Consider the following 26,421-nt stretch of genomic DNA (forward strand, 5'->3'; position numbering starts at 1 on the left):
ACCTAAAATAAACGTTATATTCGTTATGCTCAAAAATAATGGCAGTGTTAAATTGTTTTTTGGAAAATAGTATTTTAAACATGCTATTTTTGAAGTATCCAAACCAACAGTACAATTATCTCTATGAAAAAGACCAACAACCAAATGCTCATCATTTTTGGTGCTTCCGGTGATTTAACCGCCAGAAAGTTGATTCCAGCCTTATTTAACCTGTATGTCGCAAAGCAGCTACCCAAAAATTTTGTGGTTTTAGGAGCGAGCAGAAGCGATTTGACGGATGAAGAGTTTCGGGATAAAGTGGTCTATAAAAGCCCCTATCTCGAGGCAAAACTGGAGGATTTAAAGGAAAATTACATTAAAGGATTTGCGGATAGCCTTTTTTATGAGGATTTAGGTAGTGATTATACCGCAGAATACTCAGGGCTGGCGAACCGTATTGCTGGTTTGAACGACAAGAAAGGGACAGGGAACAATTATATGTTTTACTTTTCTACACCGCCCAGCTTGTATGAGCCCATTGCCAAAAACCTAGCGGATGTTGGTTTAAATAGTCAAGAGGAAGGATGGAAAAGATTGATTGTTGAAAAACCTTTTGGGTATAGTTTAAAAACCGCTCAGAACTTGAATAAGGGATTACAGCAGTATTTTAACGAATCACAGATATATCGAATAGATCATTATTTAGGGAAGGAAACCGTGCAGAACCTCTTGGTGACACGATTCTCCAATAGCATTTTTGAGCCTCTTTGGAACAGAAATTATATCCATCATGTAGAAATAACGAATGCAGAGAGCGTTGGGGTGGAAAAAAGAGGAGGGTATTACGATAAATCTGGGGCACTGCGTGATATGTTTCAAAATCACCTCATGCAGATTGTTTCTTTGGTAGTGATGGAACCTCCGATTGGGGATCAACCCGAAGAAATCCGGAATGAAAAAGTAAAGGCGCTGAAGTCACTCCGCATTATGAAGGATGAGAAAACGCTTTTTGATAATACCATCCGAGCACAATATGTCGCTTCGGAAATTAATGGTGAAAAAGTAAAGGGGTATCGAGAAGAAAATGGAGTAGACCCGAATTCAACCACGGAGACCTATGCTGCCGTGAAATTCTTTGTGGATAATTGGCGCTGGCATGGCGTTCCTTTTTATGTACGCACCGCAAAGCGAATGCCAACCAAGGTTACAGAGGTCATCATTCATTTTAAAACCCCGCATCACCAAATTTTTAAAGATTCTGGGGTCAGTAGTAAGGACAATAAATTGATTATTAGAATTCAACCAGACGAAGGAGTATTGATCAAGTTTGGCGTGAAAGTGCCGGGGCAGGGCTTTAAAGTAGAGCGGGCCAATTTGGACTTTTACTATTCCAGTTTGGCACAAACGTATGTAATGGAGGCTTATGAACGACTTTTATTGGATGCCATGCAAGGAGATGCCACCTTATATGCCAGGGCTGATGAAGTGGAAGCGGCCTGGGAGTTTGTGGATCCCATTCTGGACTATTGGAAAAATGGAAAAGATGTTCGCATGTATGGTTATGCTGCTGGAGTTTGGGGCCCTGAAAATTCGGATGAATTGATCGATGAGTTGGGCTATTGGCGCAACCCGGGTTCAAATTTAGCCGATGACCCTGGCTATTGTGTTATTTGCTAGGTTTAGTCAGTAGATAGTCTCAGTTCGAGCACAGTCGAGAACGATACCAAGATCAAAATGAATCATGGAGATTAAAATTTATAAAGACAAACAAGAAGTTGCAGCGCAATTCTCAGCTTATTTTGCTGAATTGGTTAAGGATAAATCAGCCTTTCATGTTGCCTTATCAGGGGGAAGTACACCCAAAATAGTTTTTGATGTGCTAGCTTCAAACTATGGGGATAAAATGGATTGGAGTAAAATTCATTTTTATTGGGGAGATGAACGTTGTGTGCCTCCCACAGATGAGCAAAGCAATTACAAAATGACGGTGGAGCACTTATTTTCTAAAATCGATGCTCCCGAAGGGAATATTCATAGGGTTTTGGGGGAAGCAGAACCAGTCAGGGAAGCCATGCGATATGCCAATTTGTTAGAAATTAATTTGGATAGGGTGAAGGGTGTTCCGCAATTTGATTTAGTCATTTTAGGCATGGGGGATGACGGACATACCGCATCTATTTTCCCACATGAAATTGAGCTTTGGGATGCAACAGATTATTGTGTAGTGGCCACTCATCCTGATTCAGGCCAAAAAAGGGTTTCCATTAATGGAAAAGTGATTAATACGGCCAAAGAAGTGACCTTTTTGGTAACAGGAGCAAGCAAAGCAGAAAAAGTAAAAGTCATTTTGGAAAAAACCGAAGGTTTTGAAACATACCCAGCCTCTTTGGTCAACCCAGCTTCCGGAAAATTGGTTTGGTTTATGGATAAAGATGCTGCCGTAACCTTGGATTAATCCAAGTCCATTTTTGCATTTTCATTCTTAAAAAATTCCAAATAATCGTCTACTTTAAAATTTGAAGATTCATATTTATTGTCTCTGGAGCTTGCAGACGCTTTGCGTTCCAAACTTCTTGCAAAACGGCGTATTCCTTGTTTATCCTTTAGGATAAGACCTGGAATGGGAATGTTCTTTCCGTTTTTAGCCTTTGCTACCATGGTAAAATAAGAAGAGTTGCAGTGCTTTTTTTCTCCTGTGGTAATATTTTCAGATTCCACACGAACTCCCACAACCATAGAAGTTCTTCCCGTATAATTAATGGAGGCCTTTAACGTGACCAATTCTCCAACTTCAATAGGGTTTAAAAAGTCAACACGATTTACCGAAGCAGTCACACAATAGGCTTGCGAGTGTTTTGAAGCACAGGCAAATGCAATTTGGTCCATTAAATTTAAAATGTGCCCTCCATGCACCTTTCCGCCAAAGTTAGAATGGGAGGGGAGCATAAGTTCAGTAATGGCAACTTTTGATTCTTTGGATGTCTTGAATTTTTTCATTCTAATTTTTGAAATGTGGGGACGCTTCGGGTTGTACGTTTGTAATAAAATATTTGGTGTCGCCCAACCAAAAGAATGTGGAATACCGCTCCTTATAGGTAACTTTTACGTATCGACCTTGATATTCCTTCATACTTTCAATGACTTCTTCTTGGCTATCTTCAACCGAAAAGGAAAAAATATTTGTTCCGGACACTCCCTGGCTTATTTGGCCTTCCCAAGTTTTTACCAATACGCCTTTTCTACTGAATTTGATTAACTCACCGGAACGGTACCCCTCACTAAACGGTACATAATAGATAAAGGCAAAATAAGCGGCAATTCCCATAAGGATAAAAGAAATACCAATAAATAGAATTTTTCTCATGATTTACAGTTCAAGGGTTGGTTCTTCATAATCATCTTCTTCAGCACGTTTTAAAATGGGTTCTGGAATTGACTTCTTTGCTTTCGCCCCCATTTTTTTCAGTTTTTCAATGCTAGTAACAATATTCCCACGGCCTTCCACCAATTTGTTCATGGCACCGCGGTATTCTGTTTTGGCCTCGTCCATTTTCTTGCCCACTCTGGTCAAATCGGTTACAAAGCCTTCAAATTTGTCGTATAAAGCTCCGGCCTGCCGTGCAATTTCAATAGCATTTTTTTGCTGTTTTTCATTGTTCCACATCGTATCAATAGTTCGCAAGGTCGCTAATAGGGTAGACGGGGTAACTATAACAATATTTTGTTCAAAAGCCCTGTTGTAAAGCGAATTATCATTGTTGATGGCCACCGCAAACGCGGGTTCTATGGGCACAAATAGCAACACAAAATCTGGGCTTTCCATTTCGTACAGATCCTCATACTTTTTAGCGGAAAGCTGTTCCACATGTTTTTTAAGGGAGTTGATATGATCTTTCAGGTGTTTTTCCTTCAGTTCTTCATCGGCATTGATGTAGCGTTCATAATCTGTGAGTGAAACCTTGGAATCTACTACCATTTTTTTTCCATCTGGTAGATGAATGATGACATCCGGCAAAACTCTAGTGCCATCTTCAAGGGTAAAACTTTGTTGTACACTATATTCACGATCTTTCTCCAATCCCGATTTTTCTAGGACGCGTTCCAAGACCAATTCCCCCCAATTTCCTTGCATTTTGCTATCACCTTTTAAGGCTTTGGTAAGGTTTTCTGCTTCTTGTGTGATTTTTAAGTTTTGTTCTTGAAGAAGTCGTAGTTGCTCTTTTAGTGCGGCATTGATACCAAAACTCTGTTTTTGGTTTTCATCTACTTTCTTTTCAAACTCTTTAATTTTTTTATCAAGAGGTGTTAAAAGACTCTCTATGTTTACTTTGTTTTGCTCCGTGAATTTGGTGCTTTTCTCATCAAGAATTTTATTGGCGAGATTTTCAAATTCCTTAGTAAATTTTTCTTGTAACTTTTCTACTTCCTCCTTTTGCTCCGTATTGATGCGTTGTAGGTTCTCTAAATCAGCTTGGTACCGAACCAATTGATTGCTTTGTTGCTCCTTTTCAGCTTGTAATTGCTTTTTTTCCTCATCATTGGAAAGCAATTTGTCATTTAAGGAGTTCACTGAACTGTTCAATTGTTGTTCTCGTTCATTCCAGACACTCTCATTGGATTTGGTCTTTAGTTTTTGAATGTACATACCCAAAAACAGCCCAATGGCAACAGCAACAATTATGTATATCAATTCGATACTCATGAAATTTAATTCTTGGATAAAGATAACGGATTCCTGTCTACACAGAAATGGGAAATATACTTACTTATTCACTTTAAAAGATCCCGTTTTGGCATCAAACAGTACCATTTCAGCTGGAAATAGGCGTTCAAAATGCTTTTGTTCAATCAATTCACATGGCGCTCCAAATGGATTTTCAGCTCCATCCAAAATTAAAATCTTATCGCATAACTGAATAGCCAAATCAATTTCATGGGTGGTGAACATTATGGTTTTCTGTTTCCTATGGGCTAACTCTTGCAGCAATTTTAAAATCTGGACTTTATGGTATAGATCGAGATGCGTAGTGGGCTCATCCAACAAAATTAATGGGGTGTTCTGTGCCATGGCTCGCGCAATGAGCACACGCTGCAGTTGTCCGTCACTAAGTTCGTGGCATCTGCTGTACTGTAAATCTTCTAATAAAAAGGAAGTCAGACTTTCTTGCACTTGTTTTTTGTCCTCCTCGTTCAAAGTACCTATCCAGTTTGTGTAGGGCTGTCTTCCTAGTGCAATTAATTCTTGAACAGTAAGGTTTTTGGAAGCAGGTTGTTCTGTCAAAACTACACTAAGTTCCTTGGCCAGTTTTGATGAAGCATAGCTTTCTAGGTTAGAATCGTTGATTTGAATGCTTCCGGATAATTTTGGCTGCAACCCCGCCAGCGTTCGCAGGAGTGTAGATTTTCCAACGCCATTTACACCAACTATAGCACATAAATCCCCCTGGTTCAGTTGAAAATCGATTTTCTCTGAAACCACCTTCGGTGTATACCCTACGGTTAGGTTTTCAGCTAGGACGATATGTTTTTCTGTGCTGGACATCAAAATAGCATTTTACGTTTTCTTACTAACAACCAAATAACAACGGGTGCTCCTACCAATGAAGTTATTGCATTGATAGGCAATACATTGGCCGAGTTGGGCAATTGGGCAATGGTATCACACAATAACATTAAAATGGCGCCATATAAAAATACTGAGGGTATTAAAATTCGATGTTCCATAGTGTCAAAAATTTGCCTTGTCAGATGTGGTACGGCCAGACCTATGAAGGCAATGGGGCCTGCAAAGGCCGTAATGCCTCCAGCTAACAATCCTGTTGCAATAATGATGATGAGTCTTGATTTCTTTAATGAAACCCCAAGACTTTGTGCATAATTTTCTCCCAATAAAAAGGCATTCAATCTCTTAATGGAGATAATGCTTAATAGGACGCCTACACATACGATGATGCTCAATAAAATAACCTGTTGGGTAGATAAATTCCCAACACTTCCAAATGACCAAAAAATAAAACGTTGGAGATTTTCCGCAGAAGAGAAATAGGCCAAAACACTTACAATAGCAGCGGTAATACTACCGAACATGAGACCAATAATCAATAGGGCCATGGTATCTTTTACACGATTAGCCACTATCATAACCACCAGCAATACCAAAAAACTTCCTATGCTTGCCGCAAGTGCGAGGGAAAAATCATTTAAAAAAGAGAAGGAAGCAAAACCGGTAATCAGTGACGCCCCCATAAGCAATAAAGCTGCACCTAAACTGGCTCCAGAACTTATTCCCAATACAAAGGGACCTGCCAATGGGTTACGAAATAAAGTTTGCATGAGTAAGCCACTCAGCGAGAGACCACCGCCAACCAATACTGCGGTAAAAGCTTTTGGAATTCTATAGTTCCAGATAATGTAGTTCCATGATTCTATATCAACCTGTCCTCCAAACAGAATAGAGAAAGTAGCTTTGAATGGAATTGCTACTGACCCTAAACTAATGTTTAAAAGCCAAGCCAGGCCTAATACCAAAAAAATCAATATAAAGGAAAAACGATATGGTTTTAGATTACCCATTTAATTCAATGGCATAAAGAAATGAGGTTGATAATCAGTTAAAAGCTCTGGATGCAGAATGGAAATAAGGTCGTGCAATACCAAATCAGGGCGTTGTGGTGCCAGCTCATAAAACAGTAGTCCGCCAGTAACTCCCTTTTTTACCGCATTTGAAAATACTTTTCGATTTGAAAAAGCAGAAAACTGCTCATAGTGCGAATTCGCTTGCAAGAGCTCTTCATACGAAGTATGTAGTGAAGGATTAAACCAAAAATCGGCTTTTTCGCCTTTTTCCAAAACAGCTTCCAAGCTGAGTCCAATACTTCCTTTTTCATCAGTATCTGCCCATAAATAGTCGGCTTGGGCATCTTCTAAAAACTGGGACATCCAACTCTTTCCACCCGCCACATACCAGACGTCTTTGTACAAACCGCCTGTCAACACTGTTGGTTTTTCTTTTGCATTTTGGGCCAATGCTTTGGCTTGTTTGTATGATTTTTCAATATCCTTAAAAATACTATCTGCTTCAGCTTCCTTTTGAAAAAAGGGTGCGAAAAATTTAATCCATTCAGCTTTTCCCAAAGGTGTTTGTTCTGTCCATTCTCCATTATAAACAATTGGGATTCCAGAGCGCTTGAGCGTTTCGTAGGCTTTGTTGGTGCCATTAATTCCAAATCCTATTACCATTTCTGGGTTTAGTTCCAGGGCAATTTCAGTATTGATATTTTCATTGGTTCCCAATTCTTTAATCAATCCCTTGTCAATTTGATTTCTGGCAGCTGATGACGAGATTAGGTCAGTATCAGGAAAACCGACCACAGCATCCAACATGCCCAACAGCTCCAATGAAGGAATATGTGTTGTGGATGTAATCACCATTTTTTCAACAGGGATAGCTATTATGGCATTATAAGCATCCCTCGGTAAGGTGATTGTCGCCAATTTTTCTCTGGGGACCAGTGCATATGTAAAATGCGTTTCTGCTCCTGGCCAAGCTGATGTGACTTCGATAACGGTAAAATCCGAATTTGGCTTGATGGAAAAACCAGTGGCATGTTCTATTTGGATTTTCGATTCACTTTGTTGAATGGGCAATGGTTTCTTTTTTTCTCTACAACTAAAAATGAAGAGCATACAAAATGCGCAAATAAGGCTTAAGTGGAACTGTTTTTTTGACATAGCCCAAAAGTAAGATTATTTAACTTTTGCGAAAAAAGATTAAACAGAATGATTACTTTCGCCGTGAATTTTGGTTCATGCATGATTTTTTTGCATGATTAAAAGGGAATCCGGTGTAAATCCGGAGCTGTTCCCGCAACTGTAAGCTTTGCCGATTAGGTGCTTGCCACAACTTCAAAACCACTGCCCATTGGGTGGGAAGGTAGTGCGCAAGACGCAAGTCAGGAGACCTGCCAAATTCAAACAAAACATGTTAAACTTTCGGGATAGAAGTTTACGTATGGGTACAGACATACTATACTCCCGTTTATTCCATTAAACGAAATGAAAAAAAGTTATTTAGTATTAGGAGCTGCCATTTTGGTGGGCAAAGCACTTGCTGCACAAGATTCGCAACAAGATGCTGTTCAAACGCAACAATTGGATGAAGTTATTGTGAGCGATTCACGTTTTGAATTGAAACGTGAGAATTCGGGTAAAACCGTTATTAAAATTTCAACCGAAGAACTGGAAAGAAATCAAGGTAAAACAGTTGCCGAATTAATCAACACAAAAAGCGGAATTGAGATTACCGGAAGCAGAGGCCGAGATGGTTCGGTTTTTGGTGTTTTTGCCAGAGGTGGTAGGGGCAGACAGGCCTTAGTAATTGTGGATGGAGTTCGTGTTTCTGATCCGTCCTCTTTTTCGCAAGAATATGATTTGCGTTTGCTTTCAACCGCTAACATTGAATCCATAGAGATCATTAAAGGAGCAGCAAGTACCTTGTATGGAACCAATGCAGCAACGGCAGTAATCAATATTACCACAAAGAAAAGCGCAAAGGAAAAAGTAACAGGGAACTTTCAGTCTACCATTGGAACAAATCAAACTGCGGAGGACCAAAATTATAATCTAGGTAGTTTTACCAACAGTGCAGGGGTAAATGGAACTTTGAAAAAGTTCTCGTATAGTGCAGACTTCTCCAACAGATATTCAAGTGGGATCTCAGCAGCGGTGACCCCAGAAAATGAAGAGGATACTTTTTCACACTTTAGCGCTAATGTTAAGCTGGGGTATCAATTTTCAGATAATTTTGAAGTATCCATTTATGGGAATCAAACAAAATTCAATAATGAGTTTGATGCGGCACTGGCAGAAGCTCCCAATCGTTCCAAAACGAGTCAGGATAGAGTAGGTCTTTCATCATCTTTTAAATATAATAAAGGGTCAATTCATATCAACACCGCCTATTCAGATTATGAAACGGACTCTCGAAGCACCTTTGGAGAGAGTATTTTAGATGGTAAAAACCTCGTTGTTGATTTTTACAATAAATATGTTTTTGATGGTAAATGGCATACCATTTTAGGTGTGAATTATATTAAAGATGAAGCCATTTTTACCAATGAAGCAGACTTTACAATTGTGGACCCCTATGCAAACTTGGTTTATATTTCGGACTTTGGATTTAATTTGAATACTGGCATAAGGCTCAACAACCATTCGGAGTATGGCAATCATTTTGTGTATAACTTAAACCCTTCTTATACTTTTACCACGACCAACGGATATGTAAAGTTGTTGGGATCCTACGCGACTTCATACATTACGCCTAATTTGATTCAATTATTTGGGGATTTTGGTTCTAATCCAGATTTGGAGCCTGAGGAGAACAGAACCATTGAAGGAGGGGTAGAGTATTTTGTAAATGATAAGCTGCGGGTTAGTGCCATTTATTTTGACCGAAATGAAAAGAACACCATTGGTTTTGACCAAAACTTTACCAGCATAAATCTGGCCAGTGAAATTGATGCGAATGGAGTGGAGCTTGAAGTTTCTTGGGCACCTATTGATGCGTTTACGTTGGATGCCAATTACACCTTTACAGAGCGTAAAGGCGACAATGCCATTAGAATACCAAAGCACAAAGTGAATTTAGCCTTGGGATACCAAGTGTGTGAAACTACCAGTCTGTCACTTAATTATGCATATACCGGACAACGATTTGATACTGATTTCAGCACGTTTACCGATGTATCCTTGGAGTCTTTTTCTTTAGTTAACTTCTATGTGCAACATGAACTTATGCCCAATAAGCTTAGAGTATTCTTGAATGCTAATAATCTGTTGAACGAAGAGTTTGTAGAGGTAATTGGCTTTACAACCAGAGGTAGAAATATCAGTGCTGGGTTCAATCTTACGCTTTAATTAGCTAACTTTCTAGTATGATCAAGGTTTGTTCTTTTATGCCCGCTGTTACCCAAATGATTTATGACATGGGTCTGGACAATTATTTATATGGAGTCACTTTTGAGTGCCCGGAACAGACCTTAAAGGAAAAAGAACCGGTTGTACGCTGTATTTTGGAAGGAAAAAACCTTTCCAGCATAGAGATTGATACTCTTTTTTCTGCGAGCAAACATCAAGGTAAGGATTTGTATTATGTGGATGAGCCTATTTTAGAAAGGATTTCGCCCGATATCATTTTTACGCAGGATATGTGCGATATCTGTCAGATTGATACCGCATGTACGGCAGCGGCAGTTGCAAATTTGGAGAAACAACCTGAGTTGATTTCCATAAGCCCGGAATCTTTAGAAGATGTTTTTGAATCAGCCGTTACTATTGCTAAGGCAATGGGGAAAGAAGAAGTGGCCTATTCGTATTTGAATGGACTTCACAAGCGCATAGATACCGTTGTTGATTTGCTGAGGGCTGTTAAAGCATTGCCCAAAAGGGTAATGCTTATGGAATGGTTGGATCCCATTTTTAACTGTGGACACTGGATTCCCCATCAAATTGCCTATGCCGGAGGAGTGGATATGCTTTCCAATCCATCTGGGGATAGTATTGTGACCCAATGGGATAAGATTGTAAAATACAACCCTGAAGTTTTGGTGATAGCACCTTGTGGTTTCACTGTTGACCGAACTTTGGAAGAGATGCATATTTTGACAGAGAAAGAAGGATGGGATGGTTTAAAAGCGGTTCAAGAAAATGCTGTTTTTATTGCTGATTTTGATATGTTCACTCAATCCTCGGCGAATACTTTGGTTGATGGGATAGAATTATTAGCGGGTCTTTTTCATCCTGATGTATTAAAAATTCCTGAAGGCTTATCTAAAAAATATAAACCTTTCAATGTTAAAGCACTTCAACAATAGATTGATGAATAAAAAAGAGCGGCCTTAAGGCCGCTCTTTTATTTCTAGTTTCTGTTAAGGGGTTTATCCAAAAACATATTGTCTTTTCCAGGTTTAGCCATTTCCGACCCCATAAGTACTTTTCCAGTCATTTGAGGATCAAAGCTAGCTTTGCTAATAAGTCCAGTAATTTCTTGAATTGCTCTGGCTAACAGAGGTTCGGCTTGGTCTCCTAAAACGCCTAGATTAGCAAAATCTTCTTCAAGAACGATATTAGGTGCTAAACCATCAGTATAGTCTGAAAATCCATCTGCGTTCTCATTTCTACCAACCAAAGGCTGTATGGCCCAGCTATTTTCAGGATTAATGGAATTTTCTCTGGTGGAACTATAGATATAATCGTTTCCTGGGTCATCAACCATAGTAATGGAAAACTCATTTTTCCCCCGTGTTCTTTCCCCGATATGGATAACATTTATATAGGGAGCAAGCCCATTCATGACCAATTCGCTTGCAGAAGCTGAACTATTGGTGGCTATTACGTAAACCCTATTTAGGTTTAGTGTGTTTATGGCACTTCCGTCATTAGTGGTAGAAGCAAAGTAATCCTCTAATTGTGAAGCACTGAACTGTGATTGTATTTTATCGTTCCAACGTTGTCTTATATATAGGTCGTTGGTATTTGTACCGTAGATCATACTCGCCAAAAGCCTTGAAGAATTCACAGAACCTCCAGGGTTATAGCGCATGTCCAAAACTAAATCACTAACACCATCAGCAACAAATTGGCCGAAGGCATCATTCAACTCTTCATCAAAACCACGAGTGAAGCCGTTATACATGATATAACCAATTTTTTGTCCACCTATATCCAATGTATTGGCAACGAGCACCGGGTTTTCAGTCAATCCTTCAAATTTGGTCAAACTAACCTCTTCATCAGAATCGGTGATTGTGGAGCCATTTATTGTGGCAAGTCCTAATGTATAGGTATCATTATCACCAAATAATAAATCTCCAAAGTTGGCTCCAGTCAATTGCTGGCCATCAACTCTGGTAAAAATATCTCCTCGCTGAATGTCTTTACCAGCGGCATCTGAATTTGGTATAATGTACCTAACATATCCAAAAAGATCATCACCACTGCCAAAGCGGACCAATCCGAATTCTAAACCATTACTTTTTGATATTCCATTGAGCCCATTTACAAGGGTGGTATAATCTTCGTTGGAAAAACTAAATCGATCTTCTGCGAATTGAATACTATTGTAGAAATTCAATGGATCAGATGTAGCCGCTAAAAATTCTGTGTATTCGGCATCAGAAGCAAAACGATTGTCCGCTAAATTGGGAACTTCACCTTGCCAAAAATACCATAGATTCATGGCGCGCCACATAAAATTCTGAACTACAATGTCAGTAGGGACATTGGCATCATCGTCATTATTACAGGCTGTGAGGCTAAGGCCTAGCGCAACAAACAGGAGCAAATATTTTTTCATAGCTAATTTTTAGTAAGATTCATCAACTATCATTCCATATAATTCATGAATAATAATTAATATGTAGGATATTTTTTGAATTCTTACAATATGGGATTACAAAATAGATACATATGGGGAGAATACAAACTTTTTGTAACAAAATTCGATATGTGTCGTCGTGATAATGTAAGCGATAAATAAAACTTACAACAACTAGTACAACCAAATGAAACAGGCCGAATTTTTAAATGTGGTAATGCCCTTTAAGGATAAGCTCTATAGACTGGCAAAACGGTTATTGGTTTCTAGGGAGGAAGCAGAAGATGCCACCCAAGAGATTCTTTTAAAACTATGGTCTAAGAATGAGTCCATGGAGCAGTATAAAAATGTGGAAGCCTTTGCCATGACCATGACCAAAAATTTCTGTTTGGACAGATTAAAATCCAAACAAGCAAGTAATTTGAAGCTGGTGCATAGCAATTACAGTGATGAGAGCAACTCGTTACAAAAACAGTTGGAAGCTGAGGATAGCGTGCAGTGGATGGAACGGATTATGGAAGAGCTACCCGAACAACAGAAAATGGTATTGCAGCTTAGAGATGTAGAACAATATGAATTTGAAGAAATCTGTGAGTTATTAGACATGAAACCAACAGCAGTGCGAGTAGCATTATCACGAGCAAGAAAAACAGTACGACAAGAATTAGTAAAAAAACATAGCTATGGAATTGGATAACATAGAAAAATTATTGGAAAAGTATTTTGAAGCAACCTCAACGGTCGCCGAGGAAAAGACATTGCAAGCCTATTTTTCCCAAGAAAGTGTTGCAACACATCTGGAACAATACAGACCAATGTTCAATTATTTTTCCAGCGCCAAGGAAGAACGGTATACTAAGCAGGTTCCATTAAAACCTAGAAGAAACTATTACAAATGGATTTCCGTTGCAGCCGTTGCAGTTTTAACCTTTGGCCTCTATTTTGGTAATGCGTACCAAGAAAGAAAAGAGGCAGAATATGCCTATCAAGAAACCAAAAAAGCTTTTGAACTCTTAGCACAGAATTTTGGTCGAGGCACAGAAAAAGTAGCCTATTTACAAGAGTTCGAAGTCGCAAAACAAAAAATTTATAATAATAATTAAATCGTAAAAAATGAAAAGGAATATTTTAATCTTTTTAATAGCAGTACTGCCACTTTCAGGTTTCTCGCAATCCCTGTTCGACAAGTTTGAGGACTTGGATGATGTTACCTCTGTGGTGGTAAATAAGAGCATGTTCAATTTGTTGGCAAAGATAGATGTTGAGGTGGACGATGCCGAAGCCCAAGATTTTATGGATGTTGCCAGCAGTCTTAAAAGCCTAAAGGTGTTTACTACGGATAACAAACAAATTGGAGATGATATGAAGTCCTCTGTAGACAAATACTTAAGGTCTTCAAGTATGGAAGAATTAATGCGTGTTAAGGATAAAGACGCAAACGTAAAGTTCTATATTAAGGAAGGTAAAGACTCTGATCATGTTAGTGAGTTGTTGATGTTTGTTACTGGCCTAAAGGAAGTTGAAGCAGATGGAAGAAAATTTGAAACGGTACTTCTTTCTTTAACTGGTGATATTGATTTGAACAAAATCAATTCATTGACCAACAAGATGAATTTGCCAAAAGAGTTGAACAAAGCTGGTAAAAAAGGAAACTAAGTGTCATGAAAAAGATAATCATTGCAATAGTTTGTGTTTGCCTTCCCTTTTTTGGGATGTCACAATCCGTACTCGATAAGTTCGAAGATTCGGACAGGATAGGCTCTGTAACCATCAATAAAGGAATGTTGGATATTGTTGCCAGTATGATGGAAGATGATAATGATGAGGACAGCAAAGAGTTTGTTGAAATTGCCAAGGGCATCAATAATATTAAAATTTTTATTTCAGAAGATGCGGGGGCCTCGGCAGATATGGCGGCAACCCTGAAACAATATGTTAAATCATCAAAGTTGGAGGAGTTGATGAAGGTAAAAGACGGAGATACCAACCTTAGATTTTATATCAAGAATGGGAAAAATGAAGACAGAGTTGAAGAGTTATTGATGTTCGTAACGGGAATAGATGACAAAAAACATGGAAGTAATCATCATAATTTTGAAACCGTATTGTTGACCATGACCGGAGATATTGACCTTACCAAAGTAGGTTCATTGACGAGAAAGATGAAACTTCACAAAGGTTTGGAGAAATTGGATAAAGAATAATATCAATCAAAAAAGAACAGATGAAAAATATATTTAAAAGTTTAACGATAGCAGGAGCCATACTTTTGGCTTCCTGTTCATCGCATCAAAGTTTACAGGAGTATTATGTAGACAATTCGGAGAATCCTAATTTTATTGTGGTAGATGTTCCTGCAAGCATTCTAAAAATGGATGGGATTGACCTTACCGAAACACAACAGGAAGCAGTTGAATCGCTTAGAAAGTTCAATCTTTTGGCCTTCAAAAAGAATGCGGACAATGCAGCAGAGTATAAAGTTGAAAAAACCAAGGTAAAAGAGATTCTTAAGGATGATGAGTTTGTGGAATTGATGAAGATTAATTCTTCTTACGGAAAAGGTGTTATCAAATATCTTGGAGATGAAGATGCCATTGATGAGGTCATCATTTATGGTGACAGCAAGGACAAAGGCTTTGCTTTGGTAAGGGTTTTAGGAAAGGATATGAACCCAGCTCATATAGTACAGCTTATGCAGGCCATTCAAAAATCAGATTACAAGGGAGAAGGACTTGGTGAAATTGGAGAATTTTTGAAAGGATAACCAATACAAACATCAAAAAGCGGAATCTGGGTAACTTTTAGTTACCCTTTTTTTATGCGTAAAACTTATACACATCAATTAAAGTCGAATATCCATCAATTAAAGTCGGATTTTTAATCTAAAAACTTGTAAATTAAAATTGTATTTGTTAATCTAAACCTAAATTTAGTTTTATCAAAAGTAAATACCAAAATTAGGTGATGCTTTAAAGTATATTTTATGCGCATTACAAAAACTCCTGGTTATAAATAAAATTTCTTGGCATAGGACCATTTTAGTAGGACTGTTATTTGGGTTACTAATATCGATTCAAATTTCGGCCCAAGAAATTCGCGGTAGATTAGTGGCATTCAAACCTAATCACTTTGAACCATCTGCATTGAACATTATTAATTTAGATACCTGCTTACAGCAAAAATCTGCCTTCTGGTATGCCAAATCAAAAGTTGAAGTATTTCTAACTAACCATAAAGATTCTTTGTTTTCTGAGACCATAACAGATTCTCTAGGATATTTTAAAGCTAAAATTCCAAGTAATAAAAGTTGTTATATAAAAATAGAAGGAAGCAGTGGGCAATGGGGTGAAAAGCAGTTACCGCTCTTTATTAGAAATATTAAACAAGATTACTCATTGGAGATTCCATTTATTCCTTTTTTAAGAATTTATTCCTCATTAGGGGAGTATGTAATTGTTAAACAAAAAAGAAGGTTCCCTTTTCTAAAGAAACGAATGAAACTAGAGCATCATCCGCCAACAATGTATGATTACTACAAGCCTGGAAATTATACTTTTCGATATAAAACTTTCCAATACATACTAACAAAAAACCAAAATGAGTTTGAAATAAACTTCCCTGAACTGGCACATAACGTGGTTAGTTCTAATGTGCAAAATATTAAAATGCGTTATTCTTCTCTAGGGGTTCTTTTGCAAGAGGAAGAGACTTTTGAAGAACTTGTTGAGGGAGGAATGAGATTTTTTCAATCATTTATTAATAGAAATAGAAAGTTGCCCCAAGAGATTTTAAAAGAAACGGCTAACCATACGGTTAAAATTGCTTGTATTTATTACGTAAATGGTACGGTAAGTTATCCCATTATAGTAAACTCAGATGATTCTTGGCATGACAAGGAAGCTTTACGACTGATAGGAATTTTGCCAAGATTCACACTTAAACTTGGGCGTGCCCGTGGCCCTTTTTCAAGACATATTGTGAACATTGATATCAACTTTAATTATCCTAAATGATTTCTGTGTAAAATGTACCCTTCATAGATTTTGTGTGACCTTCTTTTTATCTTAGTGTCTCACACACAGTAAGAACACTAACAAAACAAGCAAACAACTATGGAAAAAGCACAAGAGTGGATGAATTATGGGTTGGAATTGGCCAAAGAGTTTGGTCCCAAGCTCATTACGGCTATTCTCATTTACATTATAGGTTCTTGGATCATCAAGAAGATTGTAAAAGCTACGGGAAAAGTAATGTCCAAAAGCAAGTACGATGAATCTTTGCGACGATTTTTATTAAACTTGATCTCCTGGGTGTTTAAAGTATTCCTTATCATCATTGTCATATCAAGGTTGGGCGTAGATGTTACCACTTTTGCCGCGGTTATTGCTGCTGCCGGTTTGGCCATTGGCTTGGCCTTGCAAGGGTCCCTATCCAATTTTGCAGGAGGTGTATTGCTTATGATTTTCAAACCCTATCGCATTGGAGATTTAATAGAAGCACAGGGCGTTTTGGGTGTGGTGAAGGAAGTCGAGATTTTTACCACCAAACTAACCACTCCCGAAAACAAACTCGCTATTGTACCCAATGGGGCCATGGCCAACGGAAACATCGTTAATTATACTGCCGAAGGCAAGATTCGTGTAGACACCGTTATTGGGGTAGGCTATGGAGAGGACATTAAGAAAACAAAAGAGGTTTTGATGAACGTGCTAACCTCAAATTCGCAAGTATTGCAAGACCCTACACCATCTGTAAATGTGATGGAATTAGCGGATAGCTCGGTAAATTTTGCTGTGCGCCCTTTTTGCAAGCCAGAAGATTATTGGGATGTGTACTTTGCTACCTACGAAAATTGCAAACTGGCGTTGGATGATGCTGGAATTGAAATTCCATATCCGCATCAAGTGGAAATCCACAAGAAGGGATAGCTAAAATAATTTGTCACATCGAGTGGCAGTTGAGATACAAAAACGTTCTCGACAGGAGTTCGAACCAAAATATTTACATAAAAAAGCACCTTAAAGGTGCTTTTTTTTATGATGCCAAGTTTTGATTTGAGCAGTCGTTTTTATAAACACCCCATCTATCCATTTCATCTAGATTTTTTCAATAAAATTTCCGAACTTCACCTATCGTCGGATATAAATCATTAAAACGGATTGTATCCTTAAAGTTGTGCGTCACTAAGAAAAAAACGAGCATGGATTATCAGACATTTCAGCCACACCCTGATTTAAGTGCTTTGGTTAAATTTTATTGGACTTTGGAAGTTCCCTTTGACCCAAAAAACCAGAAACAAAAAATTATTCCTGATGGATGTATTGAGATGACATTTAATCTTGAAGATAAGATTAAACGATATGTATCTGAAAGTGAATTTGTAGTACACCCTAATGCTATGGTGATGGGGCAAAGAACGAAGTCCTATTATATAGAACCTTTGGGAAATGTTAACTCATTTGCAATATGCTTTTATCCTCATGGATTCGCAAATTTTGTTTGTACTCCACTTGAAAATTTGGTGGATGTTGAAACCCCAATCGAAAGTCTGTTTGGTGAGATTCCTTCAAAAGAGTTAAAACAAAAAATTAGCCAGGCAACTAGTACTCAAGAACGTATTGAGATTATTGAAATATTTCTGTTAAACAAACTCAATCAGAATACGACCATCGAAAACTTGGTAAAAACAACTGTAGACACCCTTATTTCTACCAATGGAAGTACGCCAATAAATCAAATTTTGAAAAATGATTTATCAAAAAGAAGACAACTCGAGAGAAAATTTAGAAAGCAGATTGGTATTAGCCCAAAGCAGTTAGGTAAGGTACTACGTTTGCAAACAGCTTTAAAAATGTTGCTTAACGGTAATGAAAACCTAACGAGCATTGCTTATGAAAGTGAATATTTCGACCAAGCACATTTTATTAAAGACTTTAAAGAATTTATCGGAAATACTCCAAAAGAGTTTTTAGGAAATGAAAATATGGCTCTTTCCACCCTTTTTTACAAATAGACAAGGTGTCGCATTTTTACAATTTCAACCTTCACAAATAATCTAATTTCATATCATTAATTTAAACAGAGAAAATGAATAGAATTGTACTTAGCACTGCTGTACTACTTGCCCTTAGCCTTATGGCTTGTAACAATCAAAATAAATCTAACTCAGAAGTACAAAAAGTAGATGCTAGCCAAGAGCAAATAACTAATGACATGAAAAGTTTTATTTCCCTTTTTGAAATTCCAGCAACGGATATTTCACGAGCAGTCAGTTTTTATGAAGCGATTTTGGACATTAACATTGAGAAAATGGAAATGCCTGGGATGGAAATGGGAATATTTCCATACGAAGGACAAATGGTTACAGGAGTTATAATGAAAGGTGAAGGATACGAGCCTAAGGCAGATGGAGTAACCATATATCTAAATGGCGGAGATAATCTTCAGCACATTCTTGATATGGTCGAAAAAAATGGAGGAACAATCATCGTCCCAAAAACCGCTCATGCAGATGAAAATGGATTTTTTGCTTTGTTTTTAGATACCGAAGGAAATAAACTCGGTCTAAACTCTCCAAATTAGACGAAGGAAAAGCGACGAACGACATGATAAGTTGAATCCTAAGTTCATCTCTGACGATTCAAAAATGTATGCTAAACCCCAGTATAATTTGCCGGAGTTATTTGCTTAAGTTCACCCTTTATGGATACAGAAACATCAAGTGTATCTATGAAATCTGAAATAGAGTTTTGAGTGATTTTTTCGTTGGTGCGGGTCAAGCCCTTAAGGGCTTCGTATGGGTTTGGATATCCCTCTCTTCTTAAAATGGTTTGAATGGCTTCTGCCACAACTGCCCAATTATCTTCCAAATCTTGCTCGAACTTAGCAGCATTCAACACCAGTTTGTTCAAGCCCTTTAAAGTTGATAAGAATGCGACTTGTGTATGCGCAAAAGGAATCCCCACATTTCTAAGTACAGTGCTGTCCGTTAAATCACGTTGTAATCTGGAAACCGGTAATTTTGCTGATAAATGCTCAAAAATAGCATTTGCTAGCCCAAGATTTCCTTCGGAATTTTCAAAATCGATAGGGTTCACCTTATGTGGCATAGCGGATGAGCCTACTTCTCCTTTTTTAATTTTTTGCTTGAAATAGTCCATGGCGATATAAGTCCAAATGTCTCGATTCAAATCAATATAAATCGTGTTGATTCGCTTTAAACAGTCGAACAAAGCAGCCATATGGTCATAATGCTCAATTTGCGTTGTTGGGAAAGAATGGTATAAACCCAGTTTTTCTTGCACAAATTGTTGTCCAAAAGCTCTCCAGTCAATGTCTGGGTAGGCTACTTTATGGGCATTGTAATTTCCGGTAGCTCCGCCAAATTTAGAAGCACTGGGGATATCGTTCAATAAATTGAATTGTTCTTTTAGGCGTTCTACAAAAACATCGATTTCTTTTCCCAATCGGGTAGGAGAGGCTGGTTGGCCATGGGTTCTTGCCAGCATCGGAATATCCTTCCATTCATTTGCCAAAGCTTTTAACTTTTCAAAAACCTCAAAATAAAGCGGAACGTAAACATCATTCATGGCTTCCTTAATGGAAAGCGGAATAGCTGTATTGTTAATGTCTTGCGAAGTCAGTCCAAAATGAATGAATTCCTTATATTTCTCAAGACCTAAAGCGTCGAATTTTTGTTTGATGAAATACTCAACGGCTTTTACATCGTGGTTGGTGGTCTTTTCAATCTCCTTAATGGCCTTAGCGTCATCCAAGGAAAAATCAAGATAGATTTTTTGAAGTGCTGAAAAGGTCGCACTATTAAAATCAGCTAGTTGAGGAAGGGGAATTTCACAAAGGGCAATGAAATATTCAATCTCTACCTGTACACGATATCGTATAAGGGCTTCCTCAGAAAAATAACCCCCTAAGGCTTCAGTTTTATTGCGATACCTGCCGTCAATTGGTGAAATGGCATTGAGTTGGTTTAAAGACATTACCTGTTTTTTTGAAAGGAGCAAAGATACTTATAAGTTAAGGAGTTTAAAAACCAAGTTTTTTCAAATCCATCAGCGTCTTTTTGGCTCTGGCCTTATACCCTGCACTGTCGTTATGATTGTTTTGTTCCAACACCATTTTTAGTTCAGGGTGTACCCAATCGTATTTCATGCCAAGATAATACAGACTACTCATTGCGAACACTTTAGCAGCCACTTTGTGAGAACCAATAAGCCAGTCAAAACAAACGGTCATGATTCGTTCCAACTGCTCTGGGGTAAGGTTTTGCACAAAAACAGGGTCTTTTGTTTTAAAATAGGCTTCCATAGTTAGCTCGCAGGTATGCGCCATGGGCCTGATAATGGATTCTGAGGTCAAATCCGCCAACCCCTTGGTGAAGTTCTCCAGATGGGGCAGGAGGTAATCAAGCTTTTTTCGCATCAAGTGATCAAACACCCAACTAGCATTAAAAGAGTCAGTTTTGTCCTGGTCAAAAACCTCTTGTAGCAAAGGACCGGTCAATTCTGGGTGAACTGTCAATACACATACCAAATCGTTGATTTTTTCCTTAGAAAGTCTTTCAGAATTCAGTGCTATATGCAATTGCTTTTCCGTCACAAAACCTTAATTTTATAAAAATGCCCAGAGCGATGAAATTAGCAAAAAAAATAGGAATTGCCTTGCTTGTTATTCTAATAGCCATGCAATTTTATAGACCTGAAAAAAACGTTTCGGAATGGGAATATGTTACTGCTTTTGAACTGGAAACACAGCCTTCTGATGAAGTAAAAGTATTGTTGGCAACTACGTGCTATGACTGCCATAGTGACAATACCAATTATCCATGGTATAATGCCATCGCCCCAATTTCGTATTGGCTAGATTATCATATTGAGGAAGGTAAGGAGCATCTTGACTTTTCTGATTGGGAAAATTACTCTGCAAAGAAAAAGGACCATAAGTTGGAAGAACTTATAGAGGAAGTTGAAGAAGGGGAGATGCCACTAAAGGAATATACCTGGACCCATGCTGAAGCCAGATTAGACCCAGAACAGAAAAAAGCATTGATGGATTGGGCAAAAAAAGCTAGGTCTCAGTACCACATAGCTGAGCAACCAAAGTAGGGACACCTTCCGCGGCTGTTTTGGACAATATCGTAAGATTATCAAATTCTGATGAGCGCACGCTCGGGTTGGGATCTATAAAATAGATGGGAGTGCTTCTGGCTGCATAGTTAATTAAGCTTGCCGCTGGATAAACTTGCATTGAGGTTCCTATAATAATCAAAATGTCCGCTTTTTGGGTAATGGAAATCGCAGGTGTTAACATAGGCACCATTTCACCAAACCAAACAATATGTGGACGCAATTGATGGCCATTTTCGTCCAAATCCCCTAAAACTAAATCCTTTTTCCAATCCAGGATGTGGTTTTCATTTACCGTACTTCTCACTTTAAAGAGTTCCCCATGCAAATGCAAAACATTGGAACTTCCAGCTTGTTCATGAAGGTTGTCTACATTTTGGGTTACAATATGCACATGGTGTGATTCTTCCAAGGTAGCAAGAGCGAGATGCCCTGCATTGGGAGACACTTTTAAAAGTTGCCTACGCCGCTGATTATAGAAATCAAAGACTAGTTCGGGGTTTCTTTTAAAACCTTGGGGTGAGGCCACCTCCATAACATCATGTCCTTCCCAAAGACCATTGGCATCCCTAAAGGTTTTTAAGCCACTTTCGGCACTCATTCCAGCCCCGGTAAGGACTACGATATTTTGTTTTTTGCTCATTTCTTTCTAAAAATAAGAAATTCAGATTTCGTTATCTTGTCTTTATGTTTAATACTGATTTGTTGACGTATCTGGAAGATTTCCTCACAGAAGGAAGAAAACAGAGATTCCTTGAAGTCCTTCAGAATCGAACAAAATACATCACCGTTGCCATTGAAGATGTATTTCAATTGCACAATACCAGTGCCGTAATCCGGAGTTGTGATGCATTTGGGATTCAAGAAGTGCATGTGGTGGAAGATCGTTTTGGACAGCGTTTGGACAAAAACATAGCTATGGGGGCAGAGCAATGGGTGGATGTAAATCGGTATGGAACTACTTCTGATTGTATTACAACTTTAAAGGACAGAGGATATCAAATTATTGCCACCACACCTCATAATGATTCTGGAATGCTTTCAGAGTTTAAACTCCACACTAAGACTGCACTATTTTTTGGGACAGAAAAGGAGGGGTTAAGTGAAGAGGTAATGCAAAAAGCGGATGGGTATCTAAAGATACCGATGGTTGGTTTTTCCGAAAGCTTGAACATTTCCGTTTCAGCAGCAATTATTATCCAACATTTGACCCAAAAAATGAGAATATCAAACGTATCGTGGCAATTATCTGACATTGAAATCTTGGAAAAAAGATTGGATTGGACCAAAAAATCTATCAAAGAAGTGGAAGGTATTATCGAAAGATACCTTGACGAATGAAGATTTTTGTAATTTAGGGCATAACCAATTTAAACACAAAATGAGTATACTACTTTACATTTTAGTGGGGATTGTTGTGCTAATTTTAGTTTTGGCACTTATTGCCCCAAAATCCTACAATGTTTCTAGATCTATTGAAATTGCCCAACCCAAGGCAAAAGTCTTTGAAAATCTTAGGTTCTTAAAAAATCAAGATGCGTGGTCTCCTTGGAACAAAAAAGACCCTAATATGGAAAAAAAGTTCACCGGGACTGATGGTGAAGTTGGTGCAACAAGCTACTGGAACGGTAACAAAGATGTTGGCGAAGGGGAGCAAGAATTGACTAAAATTGTGGATGGAGAACGTATAGAATCGGAGCTTCGGTTTTTAAAACCGTGGAAATCCACATCAGATGCCTACTTCATTACAGAAGAGGTAGAGGGTGAAAATACGAAAGTTACTTGGGGTTTTTCTGGAAAGAATAAGTTTCCTACCAGTATTTTTATGCTGTTTATGAACATGGATAAGGCCGTTGGCGGAGATTTTGAGGAAGGACTAGCTAGTTTAAAATCAGTTTTGGAAGAATAGTATGGAACAGAACATGGTGGGTTGGTTTGAGATTCCTGTTGTGGATATGAAAAGAGCCAAAACGTTTTACGACAAAGTTTTTCAAATAGAAATCCAAATACAGGATTTTAGCGGAACATTAATGGGATGGTTCCCATGGGCAGAGGGAAAACCTGGAGCCAATGGATCTCTTATTCAACATGAGGGTTATAAACCCAGCAATACAGATGGTGTACTTATTTATTTCGCCAGCGAAGATGTTCAGAAAGAGCTAGACCGAATTGAAGCTGCTGGTGGAAAGGTTTTGAAACCAAAAACCCAAATAAGCCCTGAAATTGGGTTTATGGCGGTATTTCTGGATTCGGAAGGAAACAGGATTGCGTTGCATTCCAGAAAATAATTATTCCACCAGTTCCAATAGTGCAATATCAAACTCGTTTTCAAGAAGCACTTTTCCGTTGGTTACCATGACCTCCGTTTCAGAATAGGTGTCATATAATTTTGTGCCATCGCCAAAGAATCCCTTTACCCATAGGGATTTTTTACCTTTTGGAAGGTTCAATCCAACTACTACTTTATCTTTAAATTCGCCATTTACATAGGTTCTGGAGAAGACATAAGGTGATTTGGCCAATCTTTTATGTTTACCAGCTCCAATTGCTGGGTGATTTCTACGAAATTGCCCCAACTTCTGCCAGTGCTTATGAATTTTTTGCGTCTGTGGTAAGCTGTCCAGTTCTTCCCAATTCATAAAAGAACGTAGTGTGGCATCACCTTCAGTACCTTCTATTATTAAGCTTCTCGCTGTTTCATCACCATAATACACTTGTGATGCCCCAGGCGTCAATAATAGCACGTTGGCCGCATAAATGGGCTTTTTTCTTTCTTTGTCAAAAGGGTTGCCATCATCATGGGAGGTCAGGTAATTCAGGACACTTTTTCCTTTTAGTTTGGTATTTAAGAGCTTATTATATTTTCTAAAAATGGTTTCATAGTCCTTAGTGGCATCTACTTTTAAATCAAAGTTGATAAGGCTTTTGAAGCCAAAATCGAAGAAATCAACCTTTTTATCACCAAAATCAAATTTTCGCCCGCCTGAAATCCCATAGTTGTACACTTCGCCAACCATGTAGAAGGGATTATCATCCAATACATGCTCTGGATTTTTTTTCTTCCAAGTTTCAAAAGCGTAGGTAGCTTCTTTATATAGGTCGGACCAAGCATTTTCATTGACATGCTTTACAGTGTCTACCCTAAAACCATCTACCCCAAAATCGTTGATGTAATCGGTCAACCATTTAATAATGTAAAATCGAGGTGCTCTTGGGTATCCTGTGCGTTCAAAAAATAATTGTAGTTCATCTAATTCTTGGCTTAGGCGCCCTTCGTCCTTCCATTTGGCAAGCAATGCATCTGGCAACTCCACAGGTTCATCAGATTCTGTAAGAATGTCTGGGAGATTATCAACTAAAGTGCATGCGGTGGTATTTTCGTAGGTAGTAAATTCGCATGTGGGATCAGTTCTAACCCATTCTGCTGGCCAAACAGGGTCTTTTTCCGTAACTGGCCCCGTATGGTTTAACACTACATCTAAAAGCACTCTTATACCTTTGGAATGTGCAGTTTTCACCAATTTCTCTAAATCTTTTCGGGTTCCAAAATTTGGGTCTATAACTGTCCAATCTTTTGCCCAATATCCATGATAACCGTAAGTATTTCCGGTTCCTTCGTTAGTAGCTCCATGAATTTGCTCAACTACCGGAGTAAACCATATCGCATTGATTCCTAAATCTGTAAAGTAACCTTCTTCAATTTTCTGTGTTATGCCTTGAATATCCCCTCCTTCAAAACCTCTTAGAACAGCAGTATCTTCAGTTCTTTCAAAATTGACATCATTTTCAGGATTGCCATTGTTGAATCTATCGGTTAAAAGAAAATAGATGTTAGCGCCTTCCCAAACAAAAGGGGGTTCTTTTTTTTGTACTACTTCCTCAACTTCCATCGAATCTATTTCCGCGGTTTTTTTGACTTCTTTGCAACCAAAAAGCAAAGATAGTACGGACATGGCGGTAAGTAGTTTTTTCATTTTTTGGGATTTTAGCTAAAACTATAAAATGCATGTGGAAATATAAAATTTATTTACATGCCATTTAAAAGGATAAATCAAAAGAAAATAAGCAAAACCTATCGCCTGTTCAGTACTTTATATTCCTCATAGCAGCTTGAAACGGCATCCAATATCTGAAGGTCGTTGGCCGTATTGATAAAGGATTTGGAATAACTGCAATTGTTAAGGATGTCTTCTATATCGACTTTTTCCAGCTGCAGCAATTCGGTAAGAGTTTCTCTATCGAACTTTGATGCCAATAAATTACGGATGTCCTCATCTTCTTTCATTTGACGGAGTTTACGCATTTGCTTGGGTTTTTTTCCAAAAAGATTTCGCAGAAGATCCGCTGGATTTAGAATTGCACCCAATACCTTGGTTACAGCACTTGGACTTTTACTTCCACCTTCATAACTTTTTTGAAGCCCCGAAATGCTGTACTGGTACGCTGTATTAATGGGGAGGTTTTTTACATCAATCTCTAGATAGCCTGTTAGTTGGTAGGGCCTAACAATAACTTCTTCCAAGGCATAGGCTAGTTCCGTCAATGCAATTTCTGTCCCTTCAAATTTGAACATGTCATTGGTTACCCTAACTTTTTGAGACTTAAAACCCAAAAAAGAGAGGTACAGGGTATCGTTAACTGCAGCAGGGATGGTGAATTGACCTTTTTGGTCTGTTATGGTACCCACGACCTTGTTAAGGTTAATAACATGCACACTTTCCATTGAGAAACTGGTCTGCGCATTGATAACGGTAGCTTTTAACTCCCCTTCAACTATCGTATCGCTCTCATTTTGAGCAAAACAAAAAAATGAAATGAAGAAAAATAATGTAAGTAGAATTCTTTTCATGCAATCTTTGTAGTCATAAAAGTACTAAACAAACAAAAATAAACACGAGTCTACCATCATTTAATATAGAATTA

The 26,421-nt window shown here is 38.2% G+C and carries 29 protein-coding genes and 1 riboswitch; of the genes, 17 read left to right on the forward strand and 12 right to left on the reverse strand.

Annotation, left to right across the window (positions count from 1 at the left end):
• Positions 1-123: 123 nt before the first annotated feature.
• A complete protein-coding gene (zwf, locus tag FVB32_RS12340; RefSeq protein WP_147744101.1) occupies positions 124-1,656 on the forward strand; it encodes a glucose-6-phosphate dehydrogenase in 1,533 nt (510 codons plus the stop codon).
• A 64-nt stretch (positions 1,657-1,720) separates the two neighbouring features.
• Positions 1,721-2,434: a 6-phosphogluconolactonase gene (gene pgl, locus FVB32_RS12345; protein WP_147744102.1), complete on the forward strand. Its 714-nt coding sequence runs from the start codon at positions 1,721-1,723 to the stop codon at positions 2,432-2,434.
• Here pgl and FVB32_RS12350 read toward each other — a convergent pair.
• Genes FVB32_RS12350 through FVB32_RS12375 form a run of 6 tightly spaced genes read right to left on the reverse strand, consistent with a single transcriptional unit; the run spans position 2,431 to position 7,710 of the window.
• The gene (locus FVB32_RS12350; protein ID WP_147744103.1) at positions 2,431-2,976 is read right to left on the reverse strand and encodes an acyl-CoA thioesterase; all 546 of its coding nucleotides are present in this window, start codon (positions 2,974-2,976) and stop codon (positions 2,431-2,433) included. The genes pgl and FVB32_RS12350 overlap by 4 nt on opposite strands.
• Position 2,977: 1 nt before the next feature.
• Entirely contained in the window at positions 2,978-3,343 is a 366-nt protein-coding gene (locus FVB32_RS12355; protein WP_147744104.1) for a 6-phosphogluconate dehydrogenase, read from the reverse strand.
• 3 nt (positions 3,344-3,346) lie between these two features.
• Positions 3,347-4,681 (reverse strand): DNA recombination protein RmuC, encoded by a 1,335-nt coding sequence (gene rmuC, locus FVB32_RS12360; protein WP_147744105.1) that lies wholly within the window; start codon positions 4,679-4,681, stop codon positions 3,347-3,349.
• 60 nt (positions 4,682-4,741) lie between these two features.
• Positions 4,742-5,521, reverse strand: a complete 780-nt coding sequence (locus FVB32_RS12365) for an ABC transporter ATP-binding protein (protein WP_147744106.1) — start codon at positions 5,519-5,521, stop codon at positions 4,742-4,744.
• Positions 5,521-6,552 (reverse strand): FecCD family ABC transporter permease, encoded by a 1,032-nt coding sequence (locus tag FVB32_RS12370; RefSeq protein ID WP_147744107.1) that lies wholly within the window; start codon positions 6,550-6,552, stop codon positions 5,521-5,523. Before FVB32_RS12370 ends, FVB32_RS12365 begins: the two co-directional genes overlap by 1 nt.
• Positions 6,553-7,710, reverse strand: a complete 1,158-nt coding sequence (locus tag FVB32_RS12375; RefSeq protein ID WP_147744108.1) for an ABC transporter substrate-binding protein — start codon at positions 7,708-7,710, stop codon at positions 6,553-6,555.
• A gap of 54 nt (positions 7,711-7,764) precedes the next feature.
• A riboswitch (cobalamin riboswitch) is annotated at positions 7,765-7,962 on the forward strand.
• A gap of 72 nt (positions 7,963-8,034) precedes the next feature.
• Between FVB32_RS12375 and FVB32_RS12380 the strand changes: the two genes are divergently transcribed.
• Positions 8,035-9,897, forward strand: a complete 1,863-nt coding sequence (locus FVB32_RS12380) for a TonB-dependent receptor plug domain-containing protein (protein ID WP_147744109.1) — start codon at positions 8,035-8,037, stop codon at positions 9,895-9,897.
• Positions 9,898-9,914: 17 nt separating this feature from the next.
• Positions 9,915-10,853, forward strand: a complete 939-nt coding sequence (locus FVB32_RS12385) for an ABC transporter substrate-binding protein (protein ID WP_147744110.1) — start codon at positions 9,915-9,917, stop codon at positions 10,851-10,853.
• A gap of 44 nt (positions 10,854-10,897) precedes the next feature.
• Here the strand turns inward: FVB32_RS12385 and FVB32_RS12390 are convergent, their stop codons facing one another.
• Entirely contained in the window at positions 10,898-12,334 is a 1,437-nt protein-coding gene (locus FVB32_RS12390) for a S41 family peptidase (RefSeq protein ID WP_147744111.1), read from the reverse strand.
• A 208-nt stretch (positions 12,335-12,542) separates the two neighbouring features.
• Between FVB32_RS12390 and FVB32_RS12395 the strand changes: the two genes are divergently transcribed.
• The 9 genes from FVB32_RS12395 to FVB32_RS12435 all read left to right on the forward strand — a co-directional run bounded on the left by FVB32_RS12395 (position 12,543) and on the right by FVB32_RS12435 (position 18,937).
• The gene (locus tag FVB32_RS12395; RefSeq protein ID WP_147744112.1) at positions 12,543-13,052 is read left to right on the forward strand and encodes an RNA polymerase sigma factor; all 510 of its coding nucleotides are present in this window, start codon (positions 12,543-12,545) and stop codon (positions 13,050-13,052) included.
• On the forward strand, positions 13,039-13,458 hold the full coding sequence (locus FVB32_RS12400) for a hypothetical protein (protein ID WP_147744113.1): 420 nt from the start codon (positions 13,039-13,041) through the stop codon (positions 13,456-13,458). Before FVB32_RS12395 ends, FVB32_RS12400 begins: the two co-directional genes overlap by 14 nt.
• Before the next feature lie 10 nt (positions 13,459-13,468).
• Positions 13,469-14,011, forward strand: coding sequence for a DUF4252 domain-containing protein (locus FVB32_RS12405; protein ID WP_147744114.1), 543 nt, complete (start codon positions 13,469-13,471; stop codon positions 14,009-14,011).
• Between the two features lie 5 nt (positions 14,012-14,016).
• The gene (locus FVB32_RS12410) at positions 14,017-14,559 is read left to right on the forward strand and encodes a DUF4252 domain-containing protein (RefSeq protein ID WP_147744115.1); all 543 of its coding nucleotides are present in this window, start codon (positions 14,017-14,019) and stop codon (positions 14,557-14,559) included.
• Positions 14,560-14,579: 20 nt separating this feature from the next.
• On the forward strand, positions 14,580-15,119 hold the full coding sequence (locus FVB32_RS12415) for a DUF4252 domain-containing protein (protein ID WP_147744116.1): 540 nt from the start codon (positions 14,580-14,582) through the stop codon (positions 15,117-15,119).
• 379 nt (positions 15,120-15,498) lie between these two features.
• Positions 15,499-16,368, forward strand: coding sequence for a hypothetical protein (locus tag FVB32_RS12420; protein WP_147744117.1), 870 nt, complete (start codon positions 15,499-15,501; stop codon positions 16,366-16,368).
• A 99-nt stretch (positions 16,369-16,467) separates the two neighbouring features.
• A complete protein-coding gene (locus tag FVB32_RS12425; protein ID WP_147744118.1) occupies positions 16,468-17,283 on the forward strand; it encodes a mechanosensitive ion channel family protein in 816 nt (271 codons plus the stop codon).
• A gap of 272 nt (positions 17,284-17,555) precedes the next feature.
• A complete protein-coding gene (locus FVB32_RS12430; RefSeq protein ID WP_147744119.1) occupies positions 17,556-18,368 on the forward strand; it encodes a response regulator transcription factor in 813 nt (270 codons plus the stop codon).
• 74 nt (positions 18,369-18,442) lie between these two features.
• The gene (locus FVB32_RS12435; protein ID WP_147744120.1) at positions 18,443-18,937 is read left to right on the forward strand and encodes a VOC family protein; all 495 of its coding nucleotides are present in this window, start codon (positions 18,443-18,445) and stop codon (positions 18,935-18,937) included.
• Positions 18,938-19,008: 71 nt separating this feature from the next.
• Here FVB32_RS12435 and purB read toward each other — a convergent pair whose 3' ends face one another.
• Positions 19,009-20,352 (reverse strand): adenylosuccinate lyase, encoded by a 1,344-nt coding sequence (gene purB, locus FVB32_RS12440; protein WP_147744121.1) that lies wholly within the window; start codon positions 20,350-20,352, stop codon positions 19,009-19,011.
• Positions 20,353-20,398: 46 nt separating this feature from the next.
• Positions 20,399-20,971, reverse strand: coding sequence for an adenylosuccinate lyase (locus FVB32_RS12445; RefSeq protein WP_147744122.1), 573 nt, complete (start codon positions 20,969-20,971; stop codon positions 20,399-20,401).
• A 32-nt stretch (positions 20,972-21,003) separates the two neighbouring features.
• On the opposite strand from FVB32_RS12445, the gene FVB32_RS12450 reads away from it, so the two are divergent.
• On the forward strand, positions 21,004-21,477 hold the full coding sequence (locus FVB32_RS12450) for a heme-binding domain-containing protein (protein ID WP_147744123.1): 474 nt from the start codon (positions 21,004-21,006) through the stop codon (positions 21,475-21,477).
• Here FVB32_RS12450 and FVB32_RS12455 read toward each other — a convergent pair.
• Positions 21,440-22,141, reverse strand: coding sequence for an SIR2 family NAD-dependent protein deacylase (locus tag FVB32_RS12455; RefSeq protein ID WP_147744124.1), 702 nt, complete (start codon positions 22,139-22,141; stop codon positions 21,440-21,442). The two genes, FVB32_RS12450 and FVB32_RS12455, sit on opposite strands and share 38 nt — an antisense overlap.
• A gap of 44 nt (positions 22,142-22,185) precedes the next feature.
• On the opposite strand from FVB32_RS12455, the gene FVB32_RS12460 reads away from it, so the two are divergent.
• From FVB32_RS12460 to FVB32_RS12470, 3 genes are read left to right on the forward strand one after another with little or no spacing between them, the layout of a single operon-like run.
• On the forward strand, positions 22,186-22,839 hold the full coding sequence (locus FVB32_RS12460; protein WP_147744125.1) for a TrmH family RNA methyltransferase: 654 nt from the start codon (positions 22,186-22,188) through the stop codon (positions 22,837-22,839).
• Positions 22,840-22,879: 40 nt separating this feature from the next.
• Complete coding sequence (locus tag FVB32_RS12465; RefSeq protein WP_147744126.1) at positions 22,880-23,407, forward strand: SRPBCC family protein; 528 nt, start codon at positions 22,880-22,882, stop codon at positions 23,405-23,407.
• Position 23,408: 1 nt separating this feature from the next.
• Positions 23,409-23,786, forward strand: a complete 378-nt coding sequence (locus tag FVB32_RS12470; protein WP_187269568.1) for a VOC family protein — start codon at positions 23,409-23,411, stop codon at positions 23,784-23,786.
• Here the strand turns inward: FVB32_RS12470 and FVB32_RS12475 are convergent, their stop codons facing one another.
• Both FVB32_RS12475 and FVB32_RS12480 read right to left on the reverse strand, forming a co-directional pair.
• Positions 23,787-25,472 carry an alpha-amylase family glycosyl hydrolase gene (locus FVB32_RS12475; RefSeq protein ID WP_147744127.1) on the reverse strand — a complete coding sequence of 562 codons (1,686 nt, stop codon included), beginning with the start codon at positions 25,470-25,472 and terminating at the stop codon, positions 23,787-23,789.
• A gap of 98 nt (positions 25,473-25,570) precedes the next feature.
• Positions 25,571-26,347, reverse strand: coding sequence for a carboxypeptidase-like regulatory domain-containing protein (locus tag FVB32_RS12480; RefSeq protein WP_147744128.1), 777 nt, complete (start codon positions 26,345-26,347; stop codon positions 25,571-25,573).
• Positions 26,348-26,421: the final 74 nt, after the last annotated feature.

Source organism: Flagellimonas hymeniacidonis (genome assembly GCF_008040165.1).
GTDB lineage: Bacteria > Bacteroidota > Bacteroidia > Flavobacteriales > Flavobacteriaceae > Flagellimonas > Flagellimonas hymeniacidonis.

Bases quoted from the DNA above. Each gene is read 5' to 3' on its own strand.
- zwf (WP_147744101.1), top strand. From the start codon at position 124: ATGAAAAAGACCAACAACCAAATGCTCATCATTTTTGGTGCTTCCGGT.
- pgl (WP_147744102.1), top strand. From the start codon at position 1,721: ATGGAGATTAAAATTTATAAAGACAAACAAGAAGTTGCAGCGCAATTC.
- FVB32_RS12350 (WP_147744103.1), bottom strand. From the start codon at position 2,976: ATGAAAAAATTCAAGACATCCAAAGAATCAAAAGTTGCCATTACTGAA.
- FVB32_RS12355 (WP_147744104.1), bottom strand. From the start codon at position 3,343: ATGAGAAAAATTCTATTTATTGGTATTTCTTTTATCCTTATGGGAATT.
- rmuC (WP_147744105.1), bottom strand. From the start codon at position 4,681: ATGAGTATCGAATTGATATACATAATTGTTGCTGTTGCCATTGGGCTG.
- FVB32_RS12365 (WP_147744106.1), bottom strand. From the start codon at position 5,521: ATGTCCAGCACAGAAAAACATATCGTCCTAGCTGAAAACCTAACCGTA.
- FVB32_RS12370 (WP_147744107.1), bottom strand. From the start codon at position 6,552: ATGGGTAATCTAAAACCATATCGTTTTTCCTTTATATTGATTTTTTTG.
- FVB32_RS12375 (WP_147744108.1), bottom strand. From the start codon at position 7,710: ATGTCAAAAAAACAGTTCCACTTAAGCCTTATTTGCGCATTTTGTATG.
- FVB32_RS12380 (WP_147744109.1), top strand. From the start codon at position 8,035: ATGAAAAAAAGTTATTTAGTATTAGGAGCTGCCATTTTGGTGGGCAAA.
- FVB32_RS12385 (WP_147744110.1), top strand. From the start codon at position 9,915: ATGATCAAGGTTTGTTCTTTTATGCCCGCTGTTACCCAAATGATTTAT.
- FVB32_RS12390 (WP_147744111.1), bottom strand. From the start codon at position 12,334: ATGAAAAAATATTTGCTCCTGTTTGTTGCGCTAGGCCTTAGCCTCACA.
- FVB32_RS12395 (WP_147744112.1), top strand. From the start codon at position 12,543: ATGAAACAGGCCGAATTTTTAAATGTGGTAATGCCCTTTAAGGATAAG.
- FVB32_RS12400 (WP_147744113.1), top strand. From the start codon at position 13,039: ATGGAATTGGATAACATAGAAAAATTATTGGAAAAGTATTTTGAAGCA.
- FVB32_RS12405 (WP_147744114.1), top strand. From the start codon at position 13,469: ATGAAAAGGAATATTTTAATCTTTTTAATAGCAGTACTGCCACTTTCA.
- FVB32_RS12410 (WP_147744115.1), top strand. From the start codon at position 14,017: ATGAAAAAGATAATCATTGCAATAGTTTGTGTTTGCCTTCCCTTTTTT.
- FVB32_RS12415 (WP_147744116.1), top strand. From the start codon at position 14,580: ATGAAAAATATATTTAAAAGTTTAACGATAGCAGGAGCCATACTTTTG.
- FVB32_RS12425 (WP_147744118.1), top strand. From the start codon at position 16,468: ATGGAAAAAGCACAAGAGTGGATGAATTATGGGTTGGAATTGGCCAAA.
- FVB32_RS12430 (WP_147744119.1), top strand. From the start codon at position 17,556: ATGGATTATCAGACATTTCAGCCACACCCTGATTTAAGTGCTTTGGTT.
- FVB32_RS12435 (WP_147744120.1), top strand. From the start codon at position 18,443: ATGAATAGAATTGTACTTAGCACTGCTGTACTACTTGCCCTTAGCCTT.
- purB (WP_147744121.1), bottom strand. From the start codon at position 20,352: ATGTCTTTAAACCAACTCAATGCCATTTCACCAATTGACGGCAGGTAT.
- FVB32_RS12450 (WP_147744123.1), top strand. From the start codon at position 21,004: ATGAAATTAGCAAAAAAAATAGGAATTGCCTTGCTTGTTATTCTAATA.
- FVB32_RS12455 (WP_147744124.1), bottom strand. From the start codon at position 22,141: ATGAGCAAAAAACAAAATATCGTAGTCCTTACCGGGGCTGGAATGAGT.
- FVB32_RS12460 (WP_147744125.1), top strand. From the start codon at position 22,186: ATGTTTAATACTGATTTGTTGACGTATCTGGAAGATTTCCTCACAGAA.
- FVB32_RS12465 (WP_147744126.1), top strand. From the start codon at position 22,880: ATGAGTATACTACTTTACATTTTAGTGGGGATTGTTGTGCTAATTTTA.
- FVB32_RS12470 (WP_187269568.1), top strand. From the start codon at position 23,409: ATGGAACAGAACATGGTGGGTTGGTTTGAGATTCCTGTTGTGGATATG.
- FVB32_RS12475 (WP_147744127.1), bottom strand. From the start codon at position 25,472: ATGAAAAAACTACTTACCGCCATGTCCGTACTATCTTTGCTTTTTGGT.
- FVB32_RS12480 (WP_147744128.1), bottom strand. From the start codon at position 26,347: ATGAAAAGAATTCTACTTACATTATTTTTCTTCATTTCATTTTTTTGT.